The sequence below is a fragment of the Bradyrhizobium sp. RDM12 genome (assembly GCF_051917485.1).
Classification (GTDB): Bacteria; Pseudomonadota; Alphaproteobacteria; order Rhizobiales; family Xanthobacteraceae; genus Bradyrhizobium.
Map to the genome: position 1 here is coordinate 323,262 of NZ_CM133064.1, position 19,220 is coordinate 342,481.

Sequence of the window (19,220 nt, forward strand, 5' to 3'; positions counted from 1 at the left end):
TGTGATGTCATTCAAATGTTAGTTGGCCGGCCGCGGCTTATGGAGAAAAACACTAGCGGGCTCACGATCAGCATCGCGAGCATCAGAATCTTGAACTGGTCGATGACAGCGACGACGGCCGCTTGCTGGGTGATCATGCCGTTGAGCGCGGCAAGGCTGGGCTTCGCGATCGAACCTGCGATATGCGCGGCGGCGCGGAAGGGTGTGAGATCTTGGCGAGCGCCAGGTGCATGGCCTGGGTGTTGTTGTAGAAGCAGATCTGGACCACCGCGATGCCGATTGTGCTTCCATAGACGCGCGACAGGCTCAACAGGGCGGTGCCTTCGGGGCGGAATTTCGGATCGAGCGCGGTGAACGCCACCTTGCCGAGCGACGGAAGCAAGATGCCAAGACCCGTCCCCTGCAGCAGGGTCGCCGCAATCACCAGCCGCCGATCCATCGCCGGTGAATAGCCGAGCATGAGCGAATTAGCATAGACCACCGCCGCCATGCCGCCGAGTATGAACAGCCGGTTGTCGATTTTTGCCGGAGCGAAGCCCATCAGCGCCACCGCTCCCACCAGAGTGACACCGCGTGCGAGGGTCATGTAGCCGGTGGTATCAACCGGATATTCAAGCAATTCCTCCAGCATAGGCGATGTCAAAGCCAGCGTCGGCAGCAGGACGAAGCCGACGGCAAAGAACATGATCGCCGAAAGAACGAAGTTACGGTCCTTGAACAGCGACTTGTTGAGAAAATGCACATCCCTCGTCATGACGTGCACGATGAAAAGATAGAATCCCAGAACCGAGGCGGCCGCTTCGGTCCAGATTTCTGCGGAGGCGAACCATTCCAGGCGTTCGCCGCGGTCGAGCAGCATCTGCAAGCCAATCATCCCGAGTGAGAAAGCTGCCAGGCCGAAGAAATCGAAGGGCGTATTCTGCACCGCTCTCTTTTCGGGGAGGAACAATGCTACCGAGAGGGAGATAAATGCCGCGATCGGCAGGCTGAAGTAGAAGATTGAGCGCCAGCCGTGATATTCGCTGAGCCAGCCGCCGATACTCGCCCCGCTGCTGATACCGAGCACGATACACACCGACCACATCAGCGTGATCCGGGCGTGACGCGGTTGCGGCAGCACATCCAGCAGGGTCGCCAGCGACAAGGGCGCCAGCGTGCCGCTCGCGGCTCCCTGGACGATCCGGGCGAATACGAACTGAAGCGACGTCGTCGCCACCGTGTTGAGAATCAGCCCCACAACGAAGACGGCGAGAGCCACCTGATAAACCGTCTTGCGGCCATAGCGCCCCGCAAGCCAGCGCGCCATCGGCATGACGGTGGCGCCCGCCGCCATATAGGCCGTAAACACCCAGCCGGCCTCGTCGTTGGCCATCGATAGCGTACCCTGGATGTACGGCAGGGCGGCATTCGGGAGCGAGATGTTTACCGCTTCCATATAAGTCGCCATCAACGCCGCCACAGTAATGATTCGGCGGCTGTCGACGGCAACGGTCCGTGGGAGAGCGACACTCATTTGACCTCCGTCGCAAGCGCCGGCTTGAACGGATGGAGCCAGTCGCGGCGATAGCCGGTGTCGACCCGCGCCGTCACGCTGATGCCCGAGAACAGCGGCCGGTTCGGATCGACTTCGTTTAGCTCAAGCCGTACCGGCAGACGCTGGACGACCTTGACCCAATTGCCGGTCGCATTCTCGGGCGGCAGGACCGAGAAATCAGAACCAGTGCCCGGACTCATGCTGACGATGTGCGCGTTGAACTTGCGATCCGGATAGGCATCGACCTCGATGGTCGCCTCTTGACCCGGACGCATGTGGGTCAAACCGGTTTCGCGGAAATTCGCCTCGATCCAGATGCGCCGGCTCGACAGCAGCGAGAACACGGGTGCACCTGGATTGACGAAACCGCCGACCTGCAGGTCGTCGACCCTGGTCACGATACCGTCGTCGGGCGCCGTCACCGTCGCATAGGAGAGATCGAGCCGGGCGCGGTCTAGTTGCGCCTTGGCCGCGCGCACTGTCGGATGCCGATACTCCTCGATGTTCGGATCGCCGTCCAACGCAACGACAGTGTTGGCGACCTGCTGCTCGATTGACGCGATGTGCTGGCGGGCGACCTTGAAATTCGTCTCGGCTCGCTCGAAGACTGCGCGTGGGGTAAAATCGGAGACGACCAGCGCTTTCTTGCGGTCATACTCGCGCTCGTCAAAAGCAGCCAGATCCCTGGCTGACTGTAGTTCAGCCTGTTGTTGGCGATAGGTCGCTTTGAGCAGATCGATCTGGAGGCGCGCGCTGCCGAAGCCGTGCCTCGGCCTGATCGACCACAATCTGGTAGGGCTCCGGATCGATTCGGAACAGGACCTGGCCCTGCCGGACGCGCTCATTGTCGCGCACGGCGATTTCGACCGCCTGGCCGGCAACCCTGGCATTGATCGTGACCTTTGCGGCGCGAACGAACGCGTCATCGGTCGAGACGTACGGCTCCTCGGCGAGATACACGCCGGCGCCGAACACGGCCACCACGAACGGCACTCCGAGCATTAGGGGCCGCCGCAGCCGCTCCCTGAGCGACCTGGCGGTCGTTGCGACCACGCGAACGGGTGTGGCGCCATCGACAACTCGATCGAATTGCGTCTCCATCACAGCGTCCGCCACCGCCGCAGAGGCCGCACTGATGCCCGCAACCGCACGCAACTCCTGGCGGTCGGCTGTCGAGCCGGCGACTGGCGAAACATTTAATCCCATGGAAAGGCCTCACCTGCATCTAATTTTGTAACGCTTCATACAAATACTGTGCTAGAATTCAGCAATCAAGATGCTTGCCCATTTAATTTTGTAACGAAACATACAAATATGGTACGAACACGCAGTGACCAGGGTGATTTGCGATATGGCACGAAAAAACAGCGAGACGGGACCAGCGCGCCGGGGACGGCCCCGGGCCTATGACACACAGGTTGCACTCGAGCAGGCGACAGAGACCTTCTGGAAGGCGGGCTATGCCGGCACTTCTCTCGACAGCATTGCAGCGGCCACCGGCATGAATCCGCCAAGCCTCTATGCAGCATTCGGCAACAAGCACGAGATCTATCTCGAGGCGCTAGCGCGTTACTGGGAGATCAGCCTGGCCGCGACACGGGAGGCGCTCGCGGAGGACCGTCCCTTGGCCGAAAGTCTGATGCTTGCCTATGAAGCAGCGCTGTCCATCTATTTTTCAGGTAAAGGCGGCGCGCGCGGCTGCTTTGTGATCGGGACCGCGGTAACCGAAGCCGGCGAAGATGCTGCAATCCGCAGCAGCGTTGCGACGGGGCTGCGTATGATTGACGCCGATTTCGAAGCGCGTTTCCGCGCGGCAATTGAACGAGGTGAACTGAAGCGCAATGCGGATCCCGCGGCGCTTGCGATCCTCGCATCAGCCACCATGCACACCATCGCGATCCGTGCCCGTGCCGGCGCTCGCCGTGCTGAACTGAAGGAAGTTGCTCGGAAGGCCGTGAATGCAATCTGTGGATGCCAGGCTGAGGCGTGCTGAGCCGCAGCACCCTCGAGGCGAGTGTTGCTGGGAGGGAGCCTCGCCGCCTATCCAATGAGGACACCTCGCACATTTTCTTTTTCCTCCGAAGGACGGTGGTCATTCTGCAAGCCGCTGCTGTGATCGGCCATACAACCCTCGGCGGACGTCCGTCATATCAAGGTATGAGCGACTATGTCGCAAAGCGCGATTAGTGAACGTTCGGCAGGCGCCATGAATGGCCTACCCGATATTCTGGCTGACGACCTCGACGTGGTCTTCTGCGGACTTAACCCCGGCCTACGCGCTGCAGACGCTGGCCATCACATTGTCGGCCGTGGCAACCGGTTCTGGCCGGTGCTCTTCAGGTCGGGCTTTACACCGCGGCTCTTCGAGCCGGCTGACGACCGGTTGCTGCTTAACGAAAGCTGTGGACTGACGACAGTTGTTGCCCGCCCACAGCGAGCGCCGACCAGATTTCAGTCAGTGAATTCGCCGGCGCATCGGAAGCCCTCAAGCGGAAACTCGATATGCATAAGCCAAGGTTTGTAGCCTTCCTGGCCAAGAAGGCCTACGGCGCCATCGTCGACCGATCGACCGTCGTGTGGGGCCGGCAAACCGAACTGTTTGGGCGTACACGCGCCTGGGTCCTTCCCAATCCGAGTGGGCGCAACCGCGGGTTCGCCTTCGACAAACTTGTGCTCGCCTATCGAGAGCTCAGACTAGCTGCCCGTGCTAAACGAAACGCGGATTGAAGCCGTCCCGGGAGGCATCGCGTCTCCGGCCACTGATTCCAGCTGCATCGCCCGAAGCGTCAAGCGGGGCTCTTGCGTCGTCGGACGACGAGAAAGGCAAGGCCCAAAAACACGACAACCGCCGCGGCTGCCATGCCCCCGCGGGCGAGCGCGAGCAGCGGCGAGGAAGGACCGCCCCGACGCACCTCGTCGACCTGTTGTTCGGTGATGGTCGTGTTGGCCGACCCATAGTGGGTGAGCACATAATTGCTCAGCGCCGTAATGTCGCGGTCTCTGAGTGCGTTGGCATCGGTCGTGTGGCCGTCGAAGCCGGGCATGAAGGCCTGTCCGCTCGATGTCGTGCGATTGACGCCATACAGGATGGCCGCGATGAGGTTGCTCGCATTGTTGGCGCCAGTCGCCGAGTTCGAGAACAGGCTCGGATAGTAACCGTCCTTGCTACCCTGACCTTCGGCCGAATGGCAGGAGGCACAATTGCCTTGAAACAGCTCTGCGCCGGTGGGATCGGATTCGCTGTCGGACCTGACGGCTTCACGCCCCCGCAACGCTGCCAGCTCGGAGGACATCTTTCCGGCAGCGAAGCGGGAAACCTGGTCGGCGGGGTCGTGGATGGATGGAACGCTCTTGATATACGTCGCGATGGCGCCGAGGTCCGCGGCGGCCAGGTGCTGGAAACTGTGTTCGACCGCTTCGCCCATGCTTCCGGACGCCTGCGCCTTTCCGGACAAGTGTCCCGTCCGCAGATACGCCGCGAGTTCTTCTTTGGTCCAGCGTCCAATGCCGCTGATCGGATCCGACGTGATGTTCGGCGCGTACCAGGGGCCGACCTGCGCGCCGACAAGGCACGGCTCTCCTCCTCCTGCATCAGAAAGCCGCGCGGCGTATGACACGTGCTGCAATGTGCGGCACCCTGCACGAGATAGGCGCCCTGATTCCATTCTGCCGATTGATGCGGGTCGGGCACGAAGCTCGCCGCGTCGAGGAACAGCAGGTTCCAGGCCATCATCGACGCACGTATGTTCATCGGAAACGGAAGCTTGGTCGGCGGCGGGCGCTGTTCGACGGGCTTTACCGCCTGCGAGAAGTACAGGTAGAGCGCATGTAAGTCCTCTTCGGTGAACTTCGCATAGGATGTGTATGGCATTGCAGGATAGAGGTTGGCGCCATCCCGTCGAACGCCGCGACGGAGCGCCCGCGAAAAGTTCTCCTCGGTGTAGCGCCCAATCCCGAATTCGGCCGATGGCGTGATATTGGTTGAATAGATCGTACCGAGCGGCGTCGCGATCGGGAGCCCGCCGGCAAACGGTTCGCCGCGTGGGGCCGTGTGGCAGGCGCCGCAGTCAGCAGCCGTTGCCAGATATTCCCCGCGCTTGATCACGGCCGCCGCTTTAACCGGCGAGTCGGCCGCCTGACAGATGCCGGCCGCCGCGGTTGCGACGAAACAGACGAGCAGCGCGCCGAAGTGGTGACCGGAATTCCCCATGATCAGCCGTGCTTGAGTTGAGCGGTGATGGCGTCGGCCGCCTTCAGCGCCAGCGCTGTCATCGTGAGAGTGCTGTTCGAAGCCGTCGCGCTCGGCATCGCGCCGCCGCCAGGCAGGAACAAGTTCGAATGATCGTGCGCGCGACAGTCTGCATCCACCACCGCTGTCGCCGGGTCGGCCCCCATGACGCAGCCTCCCATGATGTGGTCGCTGTTGAGAAACTCCGGAGACAGCTGGAATTTGGTGGCGCCGAGTTCGGCCGCCAACTGCTGCAGCCGCGGCACGGTGTATTCCTTGGCGCTCTGGCGCACATAGTCTCCGACGTCGTAATGGATATTCGGCTTGTTGATGCCGAGCCAATCTTTCTGACTCGACAGCGTCAAACGGTTGTTTGCCGAAGGCAGTATCTCATGCTCCACGGTCAACCTCGCGGTACAGGCGGAAAGCCTGCGGATCTCGGCATCCAGGGCCTTACCCACCAGCCCTTTTTTCAGTGCCGCGGCTGCACCGACGGGACTGCGAGCGAAGTTCTCCATACGAAACATCGCTCCGGCATGTCGGTTGCGGAAATCGCCTTGCGTAGTGTTGAGAATGCTGCTGCTCTGAACCGGCCCAACGCCGGTCCATAGCGGTTCCTGAAGCTCGAGCTCCGCTGTGAGCTTCGGCTGATCCATCATGTTGCGCCCAACCTGATCGGAGCTGTTCGCCACGCCATTGGGATTGCGCTCGTCCTTTGACAGCAACAGCAGCTTTGGCGTCTCGATGCCGTTGCAGGCAACCACGAAGAGCCTGGCAGTAACCCTGTGCGAGCGCTTGTCCGGATCGAAATAGTGAACCGCTTCAATCGCGTTCTTCTCGCCGGTCTCGATCTGATAGACGACGGCATTGGCCAGGATTTTGCCGCCGCTGGCCTCGATCTTCGGCAACGCCGTCGAAGCATCATACTTGGCGGCAATGGGGCATACGGGAAAGCAGTTGTTGTTGCCGCAACAGGCCGGCCGTCCGTTATAGGACACGCCGCTATTGCGTGCCTGGGGCGCCGGCAAATTGATCATCCCAATTCTCGCGGCGGCCTCCGTGAAACGGTGCTCGCCAGGACCGAACGGAATCGGTCCCATCGGATAGGGCTTTGAGCGTTTTCCGTTCGGCGGCCACTGCAGCGTGGGGTCGGATGGACCGCATACGCCGATCGCATATTCCGCACGCGTGTAGTAGGGCTCGATAATTTCGTGGCTGAATGGCCAGTCCCGGCCAACCCCATAAAGGCTTTTCAGGCGCATGTCCTCGGGCGTCAGGCGCCAGCAGATTCCGGCCCAGTGCCACGTCGCGCCTCCGCATAGCGGACGTAGCCCTGGAGATAGGCGCGGGCATTCGGCCCTTCCAATTGCAGGTATTCCTCCTGCTCTTTGGGCCTCCGCGTTTCGAGATGTGGCGCCCACGGCTTCGGCGGATAGGCCGCATTCCAGTGAAACAGCCGTATGCTGGGCGGCAGGTTGCGGAAATTCTCGACGACCCGCCAGCGATCGACGCGAGGGCCGGCCTCGAGCATCAGCACCGACAAGCCAGCATCCAGGGCCTGCTGCGCGATCAGGCAACCGACCACCCCGGTTCCCACGACAACAATATCTGCATTATCATCGCTCGCCATCTCTAGAGTTCCCGTTGGTTCGAGAGCACCGTGTTCAGAATTCAGGCATCTTGCTCAGCGGGGGAGCCTCAGCCGACCATCCGTTCGGCCCGGAGATCGCGTAGGAGGGAATGGTCATGACATCCCGCGTCGGCTGATACATCAGCGCAAACTCGTAGGCGAACACCTCGGCATCGGGCGCGCCGGTTATGACGCCCAGATACCAAGCCGAAATGATCGAGAGCGCGGTCTCCTTGAGCGGACCATCCGGCACGTCGACGAAGAAGTCCTCGACGATCCGCGCGTTCTTTTCTCGTGCGATGGAAAGGAGCCCGTCAATTTGTTGCGACAGCGACGGATTCAACGCGCCCATCGCTGCGCCCATGCGCTTTCCGACCTCCTGGTTCAGGCGATGTGGAACCAGGAGCCCCGAAATTTCCATAAATCGCGCCGCGGACTGATCGGACAACGGCGTCGGTGCCGCAACAGCGGGCAGCATTGCGAGCGCGGCCGTCCCGCCAATCGAGAGCCCACCGATCACCACGTCGCGGCGCGAGAGTTTGAAAGCCGTAGGACAATCGTCGCGGTACTGGTCACGCATATGCGTACACCTCGCCGTTGGAGCTGTAGCCAACTGTCACATCTTGCAAGCCGCTGGCGCGCTCGGCCATACAACCCTCGGCGGAAGCCGATCATATGAAGGTATGAGCGGTATCTATGAGGAGACGACTGGCGGAGCGAGGATCATATGCCACGCTCTTCGGGATCGCTTGAACCTCATCCTGGTGACCGACGGGTTCCTGGATCAGTACCGCAGGTTCGTCGTACCCTTTGCGGCTGCTGTAGAAGACAAGCCCCATCAAACCGACGCCGACGACCAGGGAGAAAATCACGCCCAATGCCGTGGCGATGTACCCCGACGCGGGCACGTCGGTATCGGTACTGGTCCAGCCGAGATAGCCGATGATACCAGCCGCGACGAGGAATGCCGACAGCACTCCGACGACGACCCATGCGCCGAGCATGTTGGGGCGCGGGCTTGATGATACGGTGTTCGATCGATTTTCGATGCCGCCTTCACTCATGTGAATCCTCTCGGAGTGCGATGCCCGGAGCAGCCACCGCCGGGTATTCTCACAATCCCTGCAACGCCGGTCTCCCATAAGAGCTGTTATCAAATGGCCCAGCTAATCGTTATTCACCACCGATGCGGGCACCCTTGGCCGCGACTGAACGCTTCATTAGCAGCACCGCCGCCAAGGGTATCAGCGTCACTGCGGCCAACGACAGAAAGACATCGAAATACGCAAGTGACGACGCCTGCTGCTGCCGCAGGTTGTCGAGCGTCTGCAAGGCCGACTTCTGCGCCGCAGACATGTCGCCGCTCTGCTGCAGGAATACTCCACGAGCCTGCTCAAGGAACGACACTACGCTCGCGTTGAAAGAATCAAGGGACTCACCGAGCCGCAGGGCGTGAAATTGGTCACGGCGTTCCTGCATTGTCTGTGCCATCGAGGTGCCAACACTCCCGCCCTCGTTGCGCAGCAAACTGAGCAAGCCAACCGCTGCTCCACGCAGCGACGCCGGGATATATAGGTAGGCGGCGACGTTCGCGGGCGCGAAACACATCGAGAGTCCGAACACCAGCATCACTCGAGGCCAAATGACCTGACCCGGGCTGATCTCCAGATTCATTTGTGACATCCAGTAGTTTGCGATCGCCATGATCAGCAGACCCGCCGCGAGCAACCACCGGGCATCAGTCCCCTTGCCAAGTGCCAGGCCGACAAACGGCATTGCCAGAAGTGCACCGAACCCGGCCGGCGACATGACCAACCCCGCGCTGAGAGCATCATAGCCGAACAGAGATTGAAGCAGCGCCGGCAATGATGTGCTGGCGGCGTAGAGAACGGCGAAAGCGCCAAAGATGATCACGCAGCAGGCGGCGAAATTTCGCTCCCGGAGAGGGCGGAAATTGACCACGGGGTTCGGGTGGCGCAATTCCCAAAGAATCAGCCCTATCAGACCGAAGAAGAAGAAAGCCGCCAGTGTCTGCACACGCCAGAATGGGTCGCTTAGCCAGTCCCACTCCTGTCCCTTGCTGAGCATCACCTCCCAGGAGACCATGACGATCACCAGCAATGACAGGCCAAGTCCGTCAAAACGCAACGGCTGCTTCCTCAGCTCCAAACGGTCTTTGACGAGATATTCCGGGTCCCGCAGCAGCGCGTAACAGGCGCCAAATGCCACAAGGCCAACCGGGACATTGATGTAGAACACCCATCGCCACGAATAGCTGTCCGTGATCCAGCCGCCGAGGGTCGGACCCACGACCGGCGCCAGAAGCGCCGCCAGGCCGAACAGCGTCATCGCGATGCCTTGCTTCTCGACCGGAAAGGCGTCCAGCAGGACACCCTGACTGGAGGGCTGAAGACCCCACCCGCCAGGCCCTGCACGACGCGAAATACGATCAACTGGCCGAGGCCAGTGGCCATTCCACATGCGCCGGACGCCAGGGTAAAGACGGCGATCGACAGCAGGAAGTAATTGCGGCGGCCGAGCCGGGCCGACAACCAGCCGCTGATTGGCAAGATGATCGCATTAGCGGCAAGATAGCTGGTGATGACCCATTCGCCGTCATCGACCGTGGCCGAGAGGCCGCCGGCAATATATCGCAGCGCGACCAGAGCAATGGTTGTGTCGAGCACCTCCATGAACGTCGGTATGATGACCACGGCGGCGACAAGCCACGGGTTCACGCCCGCCCGTGACCTTGAAGGTGAAAATGCCAGGTCTGTCATTTTCCCGCACCTGACGTGTTTGCGGTCGAAGCGTTCCCCGCCGGCTGCGGCTGGAAGACCTGGAGAAACGCACCGGCACTGGGCCCGGTCAGCGGTCTGTTGAGATAGACGTAGGGCACAACCGATGCGCCGATGAACAGCGGCTTCTTGTCCGGATCATAACCCTCAAGCTCGATCCGGACCGGCAGCCGCTGGACGATCTTGATATAATTGCCCGTGGCATTCTGCGGTGGCAGCAAGGCGAGCGTCGATCCGGTGCCGATCGTAAAGCCGGTGATCCGGCCACTGAATACCTGTTTGTCGCCGTACATGTCGACATAGAGATCGGCAGCCTGACCGATGCGCAAGTCGCGCAGCTGTGTCTCCTTGAAATTGGCATCGATCCAGATCTCGCTGAGCGAGCGGATCGCCATCAGGCTTTGTCCGACCTGAACATCATTGCCTGGATTGACATTTCGACGCGTGACGACGCCATCGATCTCAGCGACGACATCACAATAACGAAGATCGAGTTCAGCCAGAGCGAGATCACGCTTCGCGGATTCGAGTTTGGCTTCAGCTTGCTTGACGGCCGGCGCCTCGGCGGCCATCCGACCAAACTTGCTGTCGATGCCGCCTTCAGAATCGGGCTTTTCGAACTGATCAATCATCTGCTTCGGAGACTGATCGTAAGAATGGAGAACACCCAGTTCGGCCGCCGTCTGGATCAGATCCGCCTGCGCCTGTAAGACCGAAGAAAACGTCTGATCAAGATCGGCCGGTACCTGGTCAAGAGCGGCGCTCTCTTCAGCCTCCGGCTGGAGACCTAACGAGACACGAATCTGGTTCGCATCCGCCAACGCCTGGACGACGGCCGCTTGAGCAACCAGCAACGCCGCCTGACGTTGGTCATAGAGCTCGCGGCTCGCCGTCTCCGACACGACCAGCCGCGACGTCCGGTCGAACTCCTGCTGCGCGAGGGTAAGTGTAGCCTTCGCCTTCTTGAGCGCGGCGACCCGCGCATGCAGCAGGCTCACCTGGTTCGCGACATTCTCTACGGCTAGTTGCAACTGCCAGCGGCGGCTCCGGGTCTGTGCTTCGATGCTGCGCACGATGGCCCTGGCCGCCTGGAGATCCGCCGTTGCGGTATCGACGGCGGCCTTCTTTACCGCAACCGCGTCGCGGAGCGGCTCCTTGTCCAGTTCGACGAGAATATCTCCCTTATGCACGCGATTGTTATCATCTACCAAGACCCGCGAGACCTGACCGTGGACGCGGGGCGCAATGAATGTCACATGGCCGTTGACGAAGGCATCATCGGTCGAGACCGTGCTGAGTACGAACCGGATCCACGGAATGCCAAACACGGCCGCCGCGACGACGGCGGCTCCAAGCACACCGACCAGCAATGTTTGTCGCCGCGTCAGCTTTCCAATCAAGGCCCTCTTTGAACGAGGCTCCGTCCCCGGTCGTGCGCCCTCGGGGTCGACCGTCGTATCCCTGCCGTGCGTCGCCGGCGCCTCAATCGAGGTGACGCCGTCCTTGAGCTCGATGGTATTGGCAGACATCGGAAATTCCTCCCAAATGCGATCGTGTTCCGACTGGATCAGTCGTGCTTGTCGACGACGCTCAGTTCGGACGGTGCTGAACGCGTCGACCGCACTCCGGGCGAGCCGAAAGTATCGGTATCCGCGATGCGGGCGTCTCTCGACATTTCCAGACAGATCAGCAGATCGACATAGCTCGCGACGCCCCCAATCGTGGCCTCGCCGAGGCATACGCTCCTGTCGGCGCGAACAAACTGCGGCCACTCCGTTTCGAGCTGCTGACGCGCGTTGGCTTCGTCACGAGCGCACCGATCGACGGCATTGGACAAATCGCTTTCGAAGCGGCATTCCTTGGCGATGTCGAACTTCGGCACCGTATCGGAAATGGCGATCGGTGAAAGCGTTGCGATGATTGCAATTGGAAGATGAAGCAGCATTTCAATCTCCACGAGAGGCGTCCCTTCGGCCGCTGGATCGCTGTCTCTTCGGGCGACGCCCTTACGCCGGGGCATCTCGCCTGTCTAAATCCTCCGCCCCTTCAAAGGACCATAGCGATCGGCTATCTCTGAGCCATACAACCCTCGGCGGGATCCCATCATATCAAGGTATGATCCGGCACTACGCGGCGACGACTGGCGCGCTAGGCATCGACCTCCCAATATTGACTGGAGCGTATCGGGAGGACGAATTCGGTGACCCGAAGACACGACCGCTCGCGGAATGCGGAGGATGAGATGGACGACCAAACGGTGCGCCTCGCGCTGGAGCGGCATTGGAATGCTTCAGACGCGAACGACTTCAAGACCGAGCACGAAATCTACAACGAGGATGCCGTGCTTGATTATCCGCAATCGGGCGAGCGGATCCATGGCCGGGACAACATTCAGGAAAGCCGGTCCGTCCAGCCAAACAAGAAACGCTTTACGGTGCGGCGAATAATCGGCAGCAGCGATCTCTGGGTCAGTGAATTCATACTTAGCTACGACGGAATGCCGTCTTATGCAGTAAGCATCATGGAATTCCGTGACGGACTGGTAGTCCACGAAACACAATACTTCGCCGATCAATTCAACCCCGGCGCCTCGCGTGCGCATCTTGTCGGGCGAATGAGCGCGTCATGAGCCGCAGAAAGGTAGCGGAGGTGAAAGCTGTGCGCCCAAGGAAGCCGTCTGCATTGATCACGCCAACGTTGCTATTGAAACTCGCCTGATCTTCCCCCAAAAAAGTGGACAGGGATCAAGCCGATTTTAGCTCCATCTCGACGGGGCTGATGTAGCCGATGGCCGAGTGGCGCCGGGTTTGGTTATAGAAGCCCTCGATGTAGGCGAAGATGTCGCGTTGTGCTTCATCGTGGGCTGCATATTGGCGGTGATGGATCAGCTCGGTCTTGAGCGTGTGGAAGAAGCTTTCCATCGGGGCGTTGTCGTAGCAGTCGGCTCTGCGGCTCATCGAAGGTCGGAAGCCGGCGGCCTGTAGCGCCTGACGGTACTCGGTCGAAGCATATTGGATGCCGCGATCGGAGTGATGGATCAGGCCGGCGCCGGGCCTTTGTCCCTTGATCGCCATCCGTAATGCGGCGAGCGGCAATTCGGCGCGGAGATGGTCGTCCATCGCCCAGCCCACGATGCGGCGGCTGTACAGGTCCATGATGGCGGCCAGATACAACCATCCCTGGCCGGTCCAGACATAGGTGATGTCGGCGAGCCAGACCTGATTGCGCGTGGCGGCCGAGAAGTTCCGTCCGAGCAGGTTCGGCGCAATCGGGAAGCCATGTCCGCTATCGGTGGTACGGCATCGCCGCGGCCCGGCCGAGATGGCCCGAACGCCATGACAGCGCATCTGCCGCTCGATCCGGCCTCGGCTCGCACCATGGCCCTGGGCTTTGAGCTCGGCATGAATGCGCGGGCTGCCGTAGCGACCGTGGGAATCACCATGAACCCGCTTGATGTCCTCCAGCAGTTCTCGATTGGCCATGGCCCGAGGGCTTTCCGGCCGCGACCGCCAGGCATAGTAGCCCGCGGCCGAGACGCCGAGCACCCGGCACATGATCCCGACCGGATAGTCCGCGCGGCGATCTCCGATGAAGCGGAATCTCATGTCCGGGGTCCAGCAAAGATCGCGATCGACTTTTTTAAAATATCGCGCTCCATCCGCAGCTGTTCGTTCTCCCGCTGCAACCGCGCAATCATGTCAGCCTGGTCCGCCGACGGCAGCGCCGCTTGCGGCGTGGGCGCCGCGACGCTGCCGCCGGCTGCCACCGTGCCCCGCTCCGCCACCCATCGGCTTAGCACCGAGCCATCAAGCCCGAGTTCCTTAGATACCGACTTCGCCGAGCGGCCACTCGATAAAACCAGTTCAACTGCCTGCCGCTTGTACTCGTCCGAATAAGATCGTCGTCGCCGCTTCGTCATCTGACACCTCTCGCTGCCTAAGCTATAGGTGTCCACTGATTTAGGGGAGGCCCACGCCAGTGTCGCGGCGATGGGCGTTGCGGTTGGCCTCGCCTTTGCGCTGATTGTAATTCACATCACCCCGTTCGGCATTGCGACCTTGATCAACTCCACCTTGAATCCGGAAGCCACTTTTCTGATGTTCGTTAGCACGTGCGCAACTACCTTCGGCATCGGAGCAACCCTGACTGGGTTGGTGATTACATTAATAGAACACGACACCGCCGATCTATAGCGGTTCCCGCTTCTCAAGTGCTGAGGTCCGATTCTCCCCGGCGACACGACGGCGCCAGTATCGACACAACAGTTACGGATGCAGGCCAAACAATGCAGAGCTAACCGGACGCTCCGGTCACTGCGCTACGTAGGGCTGGATCATTTTCTTCGGGTCCACAATGCGGTCGAATTCGTTGGCAGAGATGTAGCCGAGTTTAAGGGCAGCCTCTCTGAGAGTGAGATCCTCGTCACTCGCATAATGGGCGATCTTGGACGCCTTGTCATAACCCACGACCGGCGACAGAGCAGTCACCAGCATGAGCGATCGATCCACGTATTCCTTGATCTTCTTCAGATTCGGCCTCGTGCCCTCGATCAAGAACTTGCGGAAGTTCGTGCAGCCATCGGTCATTAGCCTGATCGAATGTGTGATGTCATGAATGATGACAGGCTTATAGACATTCATCTCAAGATACCCGCTCGCCCCGCCAATGCCCGTAGTCACATCGTATCCCATCACCATGGTGGCAATCATTGTCAGAGCTTCAGCCTGAGTAGGGTTGACCTTGCCGGGCATAATTGAGGATCCCGGCTCGTTCGCTGGAATAATCAGCTCGGCAAAACCTGCGCGGGGCCCGCAAGACATCAAGCGGATATCATTTGCGATCTTGTAGAGCGATACGGCCAGCGTTCGCAGCGTGCCAGAAAGCTGTACCAATGCGTCGTGCGCCCCCTGGACAGCAAACTTGTTTGGCGCGGTAACAAACGGCAAGTTCGTCAATGTGGCGATTTGCGCGGCAGCCGCTTCCGCAAATCCGGGCGTCGAATTGAGCCCGGTACCCACTGCCGTGCCGCCAAGCGCGAGGCGGTAGACACCCTTGAGGGCGTCGTCAAGCCGCTCAAGATTGTCTGCCAGCATGCCCGCGTACCCGGACCACTCCTGACCGAGCGTTATGGGGGTTGCGTCCTGCATGTGCGTGCGGCCAATCTTGACAATGTCCTTCCACTCGTCGGACTTCACGGTAATCGAATCATGCAGCGCGGTCACAGCCGGCATTAAACGCTGCTTTACGTTAATCGCAGCCGCCATATACATGGCGGACGGAAACGAGTCGTTCGACGACTGTGACATGTTGACGTCGTCGTTTGGATGTACCGGCTTCTTGCTGCCGAGCGCGGTCCCCGCGAGTTGACAACAGCGGTTCGAGATCACTTCGTTCACGTTCATGTTAAATTGCGTTCCGCTACCGGTCATCCACACATAGAGTGGGAACATATTTTGATGCTGACCGGCGAGAATCTCATCACAAACCTGAACGATGAGCTGGTGTTGCAAACCGCCGAGCCGCCCTTCGGAATAGTTCGCGTTGGCAGCGGCTTTTTTCAAGATGGCATAAGAAGTGATCATCTCACGCGGAATGAGATCCGTTCCAATGCTGAAATGTTCGAGTGAACGTTGGGTCTGAGCGCCCCAAAGCTTGTCCGCGGGGACGTCTACTTCGCCGAGGCTGTCCGTTTCAGTTCTGTGTTCCACGGCCGCCGGCGATGAATTTTCGTGGGTCGCGGCCAGGACCGGACCCGGGCTGCCAGCGACCAATCCGAATGTAGTGACAACTCCACCAAAGAGCATATCGCGACGGTCCATTTCAAAACTCCCTCGAGAGGGCCCTAGCTGCAGGGCCAGCTGACACCAGCGATGGATTCTGCTGCGGCTTCAGTCATAACCGATGTCGGCGCGCACCTTGCCGCGAAACACCCAATAGGACCAGGTCGTATACATCAGGATGATTGGCAGCAGCACGAGCGCGCCGACTAGGAGAAACGCCTGGGTACGGTCCGACGACGCCGCCTCCCACAAAGTGAAGTGGTTGGGCACGATCATCGGATAGAGACTGATGGCAATTCCCGCAAAGGACAGCACGAAAAGGCCTATGCCGCCGGCGAACGGTAGAATCTCCGAGCGGGCGTGGAACGCATGCCACGCGACGAGCGCGACAACAGCTGTCGCTATGGGAACTGGCGCCAGAAACAGTATGTTGGGAAAACTGAACCAGCGTGAGGCGATCGCCGGATTCATGATCGGCGTCCAGGCGCTAACGATAGCGATCGCCGCCAAGACGCCGATCAGGCAAACACTGCCCTGACGGCGGGCCATATCCTGAAGATCGCCTTCCGTCTTGAGAATGAGCCAGCCGGCGCCGAGCAGTCCATATCCAAACAATAAAGCTATCCCAGTCAGGATTGAGAAAGGTGTCACGAAATCGAACGTAGTGCCGGAAAACACCCGCCCGCTGACCTGAAATCCCTGAATGAAGCTGCCAAGCACTACACCCTGCGCGAAGGTTGCGACACCAGATCCGTAATTGAAGGCTTGATCCCAAAATGTCTTGTGTTCGGCGTCGCGGAAGCGGAATTCGAACGCCACGCCGCGAAACACCAGCGCCAGCAACATCACGAGAACCGGAAAATAGACCGCCGGAATGATGATGGCGAACGCCAGCGGGAAAGCCGCGAGCAAGCCGAGCGCGCCCAGCACCAGCCAGGTTTCATTGCCATCCCAGATCGGCGCGATCGAGTTCATGATCGTGTTGCGCGCGGTGGTGTCCGGCGCGAACCCATAGAGAATCCCGACGCCGAGGTCAAAACCGTCGAGCAGGACGTAGAAAAATACGGCCAAGGCCAGTATCAGCGTCCAGATCGGTACGAAGTCCAGAACTTGAATCATCGTTCGCTTCCACCTGCGACGCCTGCTCCCGCCAGCACCGGCGCCTGGGGTCGTCCAGCTTCGATCGTCGCATGCCCTTCGGCGGTCGGCGCTGGACCGGTGCGGATGACGCGCAGCATGAGAAACAAACCGGAAGGGTACATAAAGAGGTAGACGGCCATGTAGGCGAGCAGCGAAATCGCCACGTCGCGGCCAGCCAAAGATGGCGAGACGGAAGCCGCCGTTCGAAGCAGGCCATAGACCGTCCAAGGCTGGCGTCCGACCTCGGTCACGGCCCAGCCCGCGATAACGGCAATGAATCCGATCGGGAGTGCGAGCTGACACAGCAGCAGAAACAGCGGTGTGTCGGTGAGCCGACCGCGCCAGCGCAGCCATCCGCCGAGCAGCACGATGCCCAGCATCAACATCGCGCATCCGACCATTATGCGGAAAGCAAAGAACGGTATCGCGACAGGCGGCCGCTGGTCAGCGGGGAAATCTTTGAGCCCTTTGATCTCGCCATCGACCTTGTGGGTCAGGATCAAGCTCCCCAGTCCGGGAATCTCGATCGCCGCATGGTTGCTCTCGCTCTTTTCGTCGGGGATCGCGAACAGCGTCAAAGGTACGGTCCGGCCGCTTTCCCAGCGCGCCTCGATGGCCGCGAGCTTCGCGGGCTGATACTTCAGCGTATTGAGGCCATGATGATCGCCCAGAAACATCTGCAGCGGCACCAGAGCGGTCAATAGCCACAGCGTCATTGACAACATGGTGCCGCCTTCTTCCACAAATCGCCCGCGCCGAAGCAGATAGGCGCCGACCCCGAGAACGACAAAGCTCGTCGTGATGAAGAAGGCGACCACTGTATGACCTAGTCGGGAAAGAAACGAAGGATTGAAAATAATCTGCAACCAGTCGACCGGAAAGAAACGGCCGTCGATGATCTCGTAGCCGGCCGGCGTCTGCATCCAGCTATTGGCCGACAGGATCCAGAACGACGAGAATAATGTCCCCATCGCCACCATCAGCGCTGCAACGAAATGCGCCCAGGGCGGCACTAGCCTTCGCCCAAACAGCAACACGCCGAGAAACGCCGCCTCGAGAAAAAATGCCGTCAGATCTTCAAAGGCAAAGAGCGGCGCAAGAACATTCGAGGTCGCGTCCGCGTAACGGCTCCAGTTAGTACCGAACTGGAACGGCATGACGACGCCGGTGACCACTCCCATGCCGAAGGCGATCGAAAAAATCCTGATCCAGAACATCGAGACGCGAAGATAAACGTCACGTCCGGTCGCTAGATGGAATCCTTCAAGAACGGCAATGAATGCTGAAGCTCCCACCGTGAATGCCGGCAACAGAATGTGCCAGCCAATCACCCAGCCAAATTGCAATCGCGAGAGAAAACCGGATCAAAATCCATTCCCTACTCCTCGGAGACCACCGAAATCGCCTTCGCGATATCTCGATGACAACCTAGGGCGCTGATGCCGACGGTACCACTCGTCGCTTCGTAGTGTTCCGCTCATACCTTAATATGACGAATTCTGCGTATCGCCCAACCAAGCTCTCCGGTGTAATGCTGAGAGTCTGGAGTTACGTCGGCGTCTGGTGACGGCAGCAGTGTGTCGCAGAGCCATGCATCGGAATGGACGGCTCCCCGCAATGTGATCCGCTCCAACGCAACCACCCTATGCACCTGGATGCCCACAGTGGGCGCCGTCCACAGCATCAAACTCAGAAGTCCGGGTGGACGACTGGCTGAGCCGGCCCCTATGAACGGGCAATCCCGCGAACGGCTGCTTCGCGCCATAAGCGGCCCTTCGTACCAAAAATATCCGGCCGTACTGATCGCATGATTGCATTCTGGGCCTGAGCCACAATTGTGTGGGCGTCCTGCATTATTGCGCCCGCGCAAGCGTCGAGGCCACAGGGCGTTATCGAGCGCGAAATAGTCGATAAATCGTAGGTTCGCGCACAAAATCGGGCGGCTGGCGGAGAGAGTGGGGGTCGAACCTACATTTGCCGATTATGGTTCTCCAGTCTCTTGGCGATCAGCCGAGTGCCGAGCTCCGCTAAAGTGACTCCGGCTCCCCACCCTCGCCTGTTGCTTCTCTCAGCTTCCCCACACGCTCCAATACTCATGAGAAGACCTCCC

Annotated in this window: 17 protein-coding genes and 2 pseudogenes; 4 read left to right on the forward strand and 15 right to left on the reverse strand. The window is 60.1% G+C overall.

Annotation, left to right across the window (positions count from 1 at the left end; translation table 11 throughout):
• Window positions 1–133: 133 nt before the first annotated feature.
• Genes ACTGJ9_RS01515 through ACTGJ9_RS01525 form a run of 3 tightly spaced genes read right to left on the reverse strand, consistent with a single transcriptional unit; the run spans window position 134 to window position 2,740 of the window.
• A complete protein-coding gene (locus ACTGJ9_RS01515) occupies window positions 134–1,513 on the reverse strand; it encodes an MFS transporter (RefSeq protein ID WP_456675627.1) in 1,380 nt (459 codons plus the stop codon).
• Window positions 1,510–2,322, reverse strand: coding sequence for an HlyD family secretion protein (locus tag ACTGJ9_RS01520; protein WP_456675628.1), 813 nt, complete (start codon window positions 2,320–2,322; stop codon window positions 1,510–1,512). Before ACTGJ9_RS01520 ends, ACTGJ9_RS01515 begins: the two co-directional genes overlap by 4 nt.
• Entirely contained in the window at window positions 2,234–2,740 is a 507-nt protein-coding gene (locus ACTGJ9_RS01525) for a hypothetical protein (RefSeq protein ID WP_456675629.1), read from the reverse strand. The genes ACTGJ9_RS01520 and ACTGJ9_RS01525 overlap by 89 nt, the downstream gene beginning before the upstream one ends.
• Before the next feature lie 124 nt (window positions 2,741–2,864).
• Here ACTGJ9_RS01525 and ACTGJ9_RS01530 point away from each other — a divergent pair, with 124 nt between their 5' ends.
• Both ACTGJ9_RS01530 and mug read left to right on the forward strand, forming a co-directional pair.
• Entirely contained in the window at window positions 2,865–3,527 is a 663-nt protein-coding gene (locus tag ACTGJ9_RS01530; protein ID WP_456675630.1) for a TetR/AcrR family transcriptional regulator, read from the forward strand.
• A 213-nt stretch (window positions 3,528–3,740) separates the two neighbouring features.
• Window positions 3,741–4,261 (forward strand): annotated as a pseudogene (gene mug / locus ACTGJ9_RS01535) (G/U mismatch-specific DNA glycosylase).
• A gap of 59 nt (window positions 4,262–4,320) precedes the next feature.
• Here mug and ACTGJ9_RS01540 read toward each other — a convergent pair.
• The 8 genes and pseudogenes from ACTGJ9_RS01540 to ACTGJ9_RS01575 form a co-directional block, all read right to left on the reverse strand.
• The gene (locus ACTGJ9_RS01540) at window positions 4,321–5,151 is read right to left on the reverse strand and encodes a c-type cytochrome (RefSeq protein WP_456678419.1); all 831 of its coding nucleotides are present in this window, start codon (window positions 5,149–5,151) and stop codon (window positions 4,321–4,323) included.
• A gap of 595 nt (window positions 5,152–5,746) precedes the next feature.
• On the reverse strand, window positions 5,747–7,024 hold the full coding sequence (locus ACTGJ9_RS01545) for a GMC family oxidoreductase (RefSeq protein WP_456675631.1): 1,278 nt from the start codon (window positions 7,022–7,024) through the stop codon (window positions 5,747–5,749).
• Between the two features lie 11 nt (window positions 7,025–7,035).
• A complete protein-coding gene (locus ACTGJ9_RS01550) occupies window positions 7,036–7,392 on the reverse strand; it encodes a hypothetical protein (protein ID WP_456675632.1) in 357 nt (118 codons plus the stop codon).
• 34 nt (window positions 7,393–7,426) lie between these two features.
• Window positions 7,427–7,972, reverse strand: coding sequence for a sorbitol dehydrogenase family protein (locus ACTGJ9_RS01555; RefSeq protein WP_456675633.1), 546 nt, complete (start codon window positions 7,970–7,972; stop codon window positions 7,427–7,429).
• Between the two features lie 91 nt (window positions 7,973–8,063).
• Window positions 8,064–8,456, reverse strand: coding sequence for a hypothetical protein (locus ACTGJ9_RS01560; protein WP_456675634.1), 393 nt, complete (start codon window positions 8,454–8,456; stop codon window positions 8,064–8,066).
• 109 nt (window positions 8,457–8,565) lie between these two features.
• Window positions 8,566–10,172, reverse strand: a pseudogene (locus ACTGJ9_RS01565) (DHA2 family efflux MFS transporter permease subunit).
• The gene (locus ACTGJ9_RS01570) at window positions 10,169–11,719 is read right to left on the reverse strand and encodes an efflux RND transporter periplasmic adaptor subunit (protein WP_456675635.1); all 1,551 of its coding nucleotides are present in this window, start codon (window positions 11,717–11,719) and stop codon (window positions 10,169–10,171) included. Before ACTGJ9_RS01570 ends, ACTGJ9_RS01565 begins: the two are co-directional and overlap by 4 nt.
• 38 nt (window positions 11,720–11,757) lie before the next feature.
• Window positions 11,758–12,147, reverse strand: coding sequence for a hypothetical protein (locus tag ACTGJ9_RS01575; RefSeq protein ID WP_456675636.1), 390 nt, complete (start codon window positions 12,145–12,147; stop codon window positions 11,758–11,760).
• Window positions 12,148–12,432: 285 nt separating this feature from the next.
• Between ACTGJ9_RS01575 and ACTGJ9_RS01580 the strand changes: the two genes are divergently transcribed.
• Window positions 12,433–12,819, forward strand: coding sequence for a nuclear transport factor 2 family protein (locus ACTGJ9_RS01580; RefSeq protein WP_456675637.1), 387 nt, complete (start codon window positions 12,433–12,435; stop codon window positions 12,817–12,819).
• A gap of 115 nt (window positions 12,820–12,934) precedes the next feature.
• Here the strand turns inward: ACTGJ9_RS01580 and ACTGJ9_RS01585 are convergent.
• Window positions 12,935–14,109 (reverse strand): IS3 family transposase gene (locus tag ACTGJ9_RS01585; protein WP_456675638.1). Its coding sequence is split into 2 segments (ribosomal slippage): window positions 12,935–13,800 and window positions 13,800–14,109, totalling 1,176 coding nucleotides; the frame shifts between segments, so codons are not numbered across the junction.
• A gap of 28 nt (window positions 14,110–14,137) precedes the next feature.
• Here ACTGJ9_RS01585 and ACTGJ9_RS01590 point away from each other — a divergent pair.
• Entirely contained in the window at window positions 14,138–14,383 is a 246-nt protein-coding gene (locus ACTGJ9_RS01590; RefSeq protein WP_456675639.1) for a hypothetical protein, read from the forward strand.
• Between the two features lie 117 nt (window positions 14,384–14,500).
• On the opposite strand, the gene fumC is transcribed toward ACTGJ9_RS01590, so the two are convergent.
• The 3 genes from fumC to ACTGJ9_RS01605 form a co-directional block, all read right to left on the reverse strand.
• Window positions 14,501–16,009 (reverse strand): class II fumarate hydratase, encoded by a 1,509-nt coding sequence (fumC, locus tag ACTGJ9_RS01595; RefSeq protein WP_456675640.1) that lies wholly within the window; start codon window positions 16,007–16,009, stop codon window positions 14,501–14,503.
• Window positions 16,010–16,078: 69 nt separating this feature from the next.
• Window positions 16,079–17,089 (reverse strand): cytochrome d ubiquinol oxidase subunit II, encoded by a 1,011-nt coding sequence (gene cydB / locus ACTGJ9_RS01600; protein ID WP_456675641.1) that lies wholly within the window; start codon window positions 17,087–17,089, stop codon window positions 16,079–16,081.
• Entirely contained in the window at window positions 17,086–18,420 is a 1,335-nt protein-coding gene (locus tag ACTGJ9_RS01605; RefSeq protein ID WP_456675642.1) for a cytochrome ubiquinol oxidase subunit I, read from the reverse strand. Before ACTGJ9_RS01605 ends, cydB begins: the two co-directional genes overlap by 4 nt.
• Window positions 18,421–19,220: the final 800 nt, after the last annotated feature.

Coding starts and splice junctions, on each gene's coding strand:
- ACTGJ9_RS01515 (WP_456675627.1), bottom strand. CDS start 1,513: ATGAGTGTCGCTCTCCCACGGACCGTTGCCGTCGACAGCCGCCGAATC.
- ACTGJ9_RS01525 (WP_456675629.1), bottom strand. CDS start 2,740: ATGGGATTAAATGTTTCGCCAGTCGCCGGCTCGACAGCCGACCGCCAG.
- ACTGJ9_RS01545 (WP_456675631.1), bottom strand. CDS start 7,024: ATGCGCCTGAAAAGCCTTTATGGGGTTGGCCGGGACTGGCCATTCAGC.
- ACTGJ9_RS01550 (WP_456675632.1), bottom strand. CDS start 7,392: ATGGCGAGCGATGATAATGCAGATATTGTTGTCGTGGGAACCGGGGTG.
- ACTGJ9_RS01555 (WP_456675633.1), bottom strand. CDS start 7,972: ATGCGTGACCAGTACCGCGACGATTGTCCTACGGCTTTCAAACTCTCG.
- ACTGJ9_RS01560 (WP_456675634.1), bottom strand. CDS start 8,456: ATGAGTGAAGGCGGCATCGAAAATCGATCGAACACCGTATCATCAAGC.
- ACTGJ9_RS01570 (WP_456675635.1), bottom strand. CDS start 11,719: ATGTCTGCCAATACCATCGAGCTCAAGGACGGCGTCACCTCGATTGAG.
- ACTGJ9_RS01580 (WP_456675637.1), top strand. CDS start 12,433: ATGGACGACCAAACGGTGCGCCTCGCGCTGGAGCGGCATTGGAATGCT.
- fumC (WP_456675640.1), bottom strand. CDS start 16,009: ATGGACCGTCGCGATATGCTCTTTGGTGGAGTTGTCACTACATTCGGA.
- cydB (WP_456675641.1), bottom strand. CDS start 17,089: ATGATTCAAGTTCTGGACTTCGTACCGATCTGGACGCTGATACTGGCC.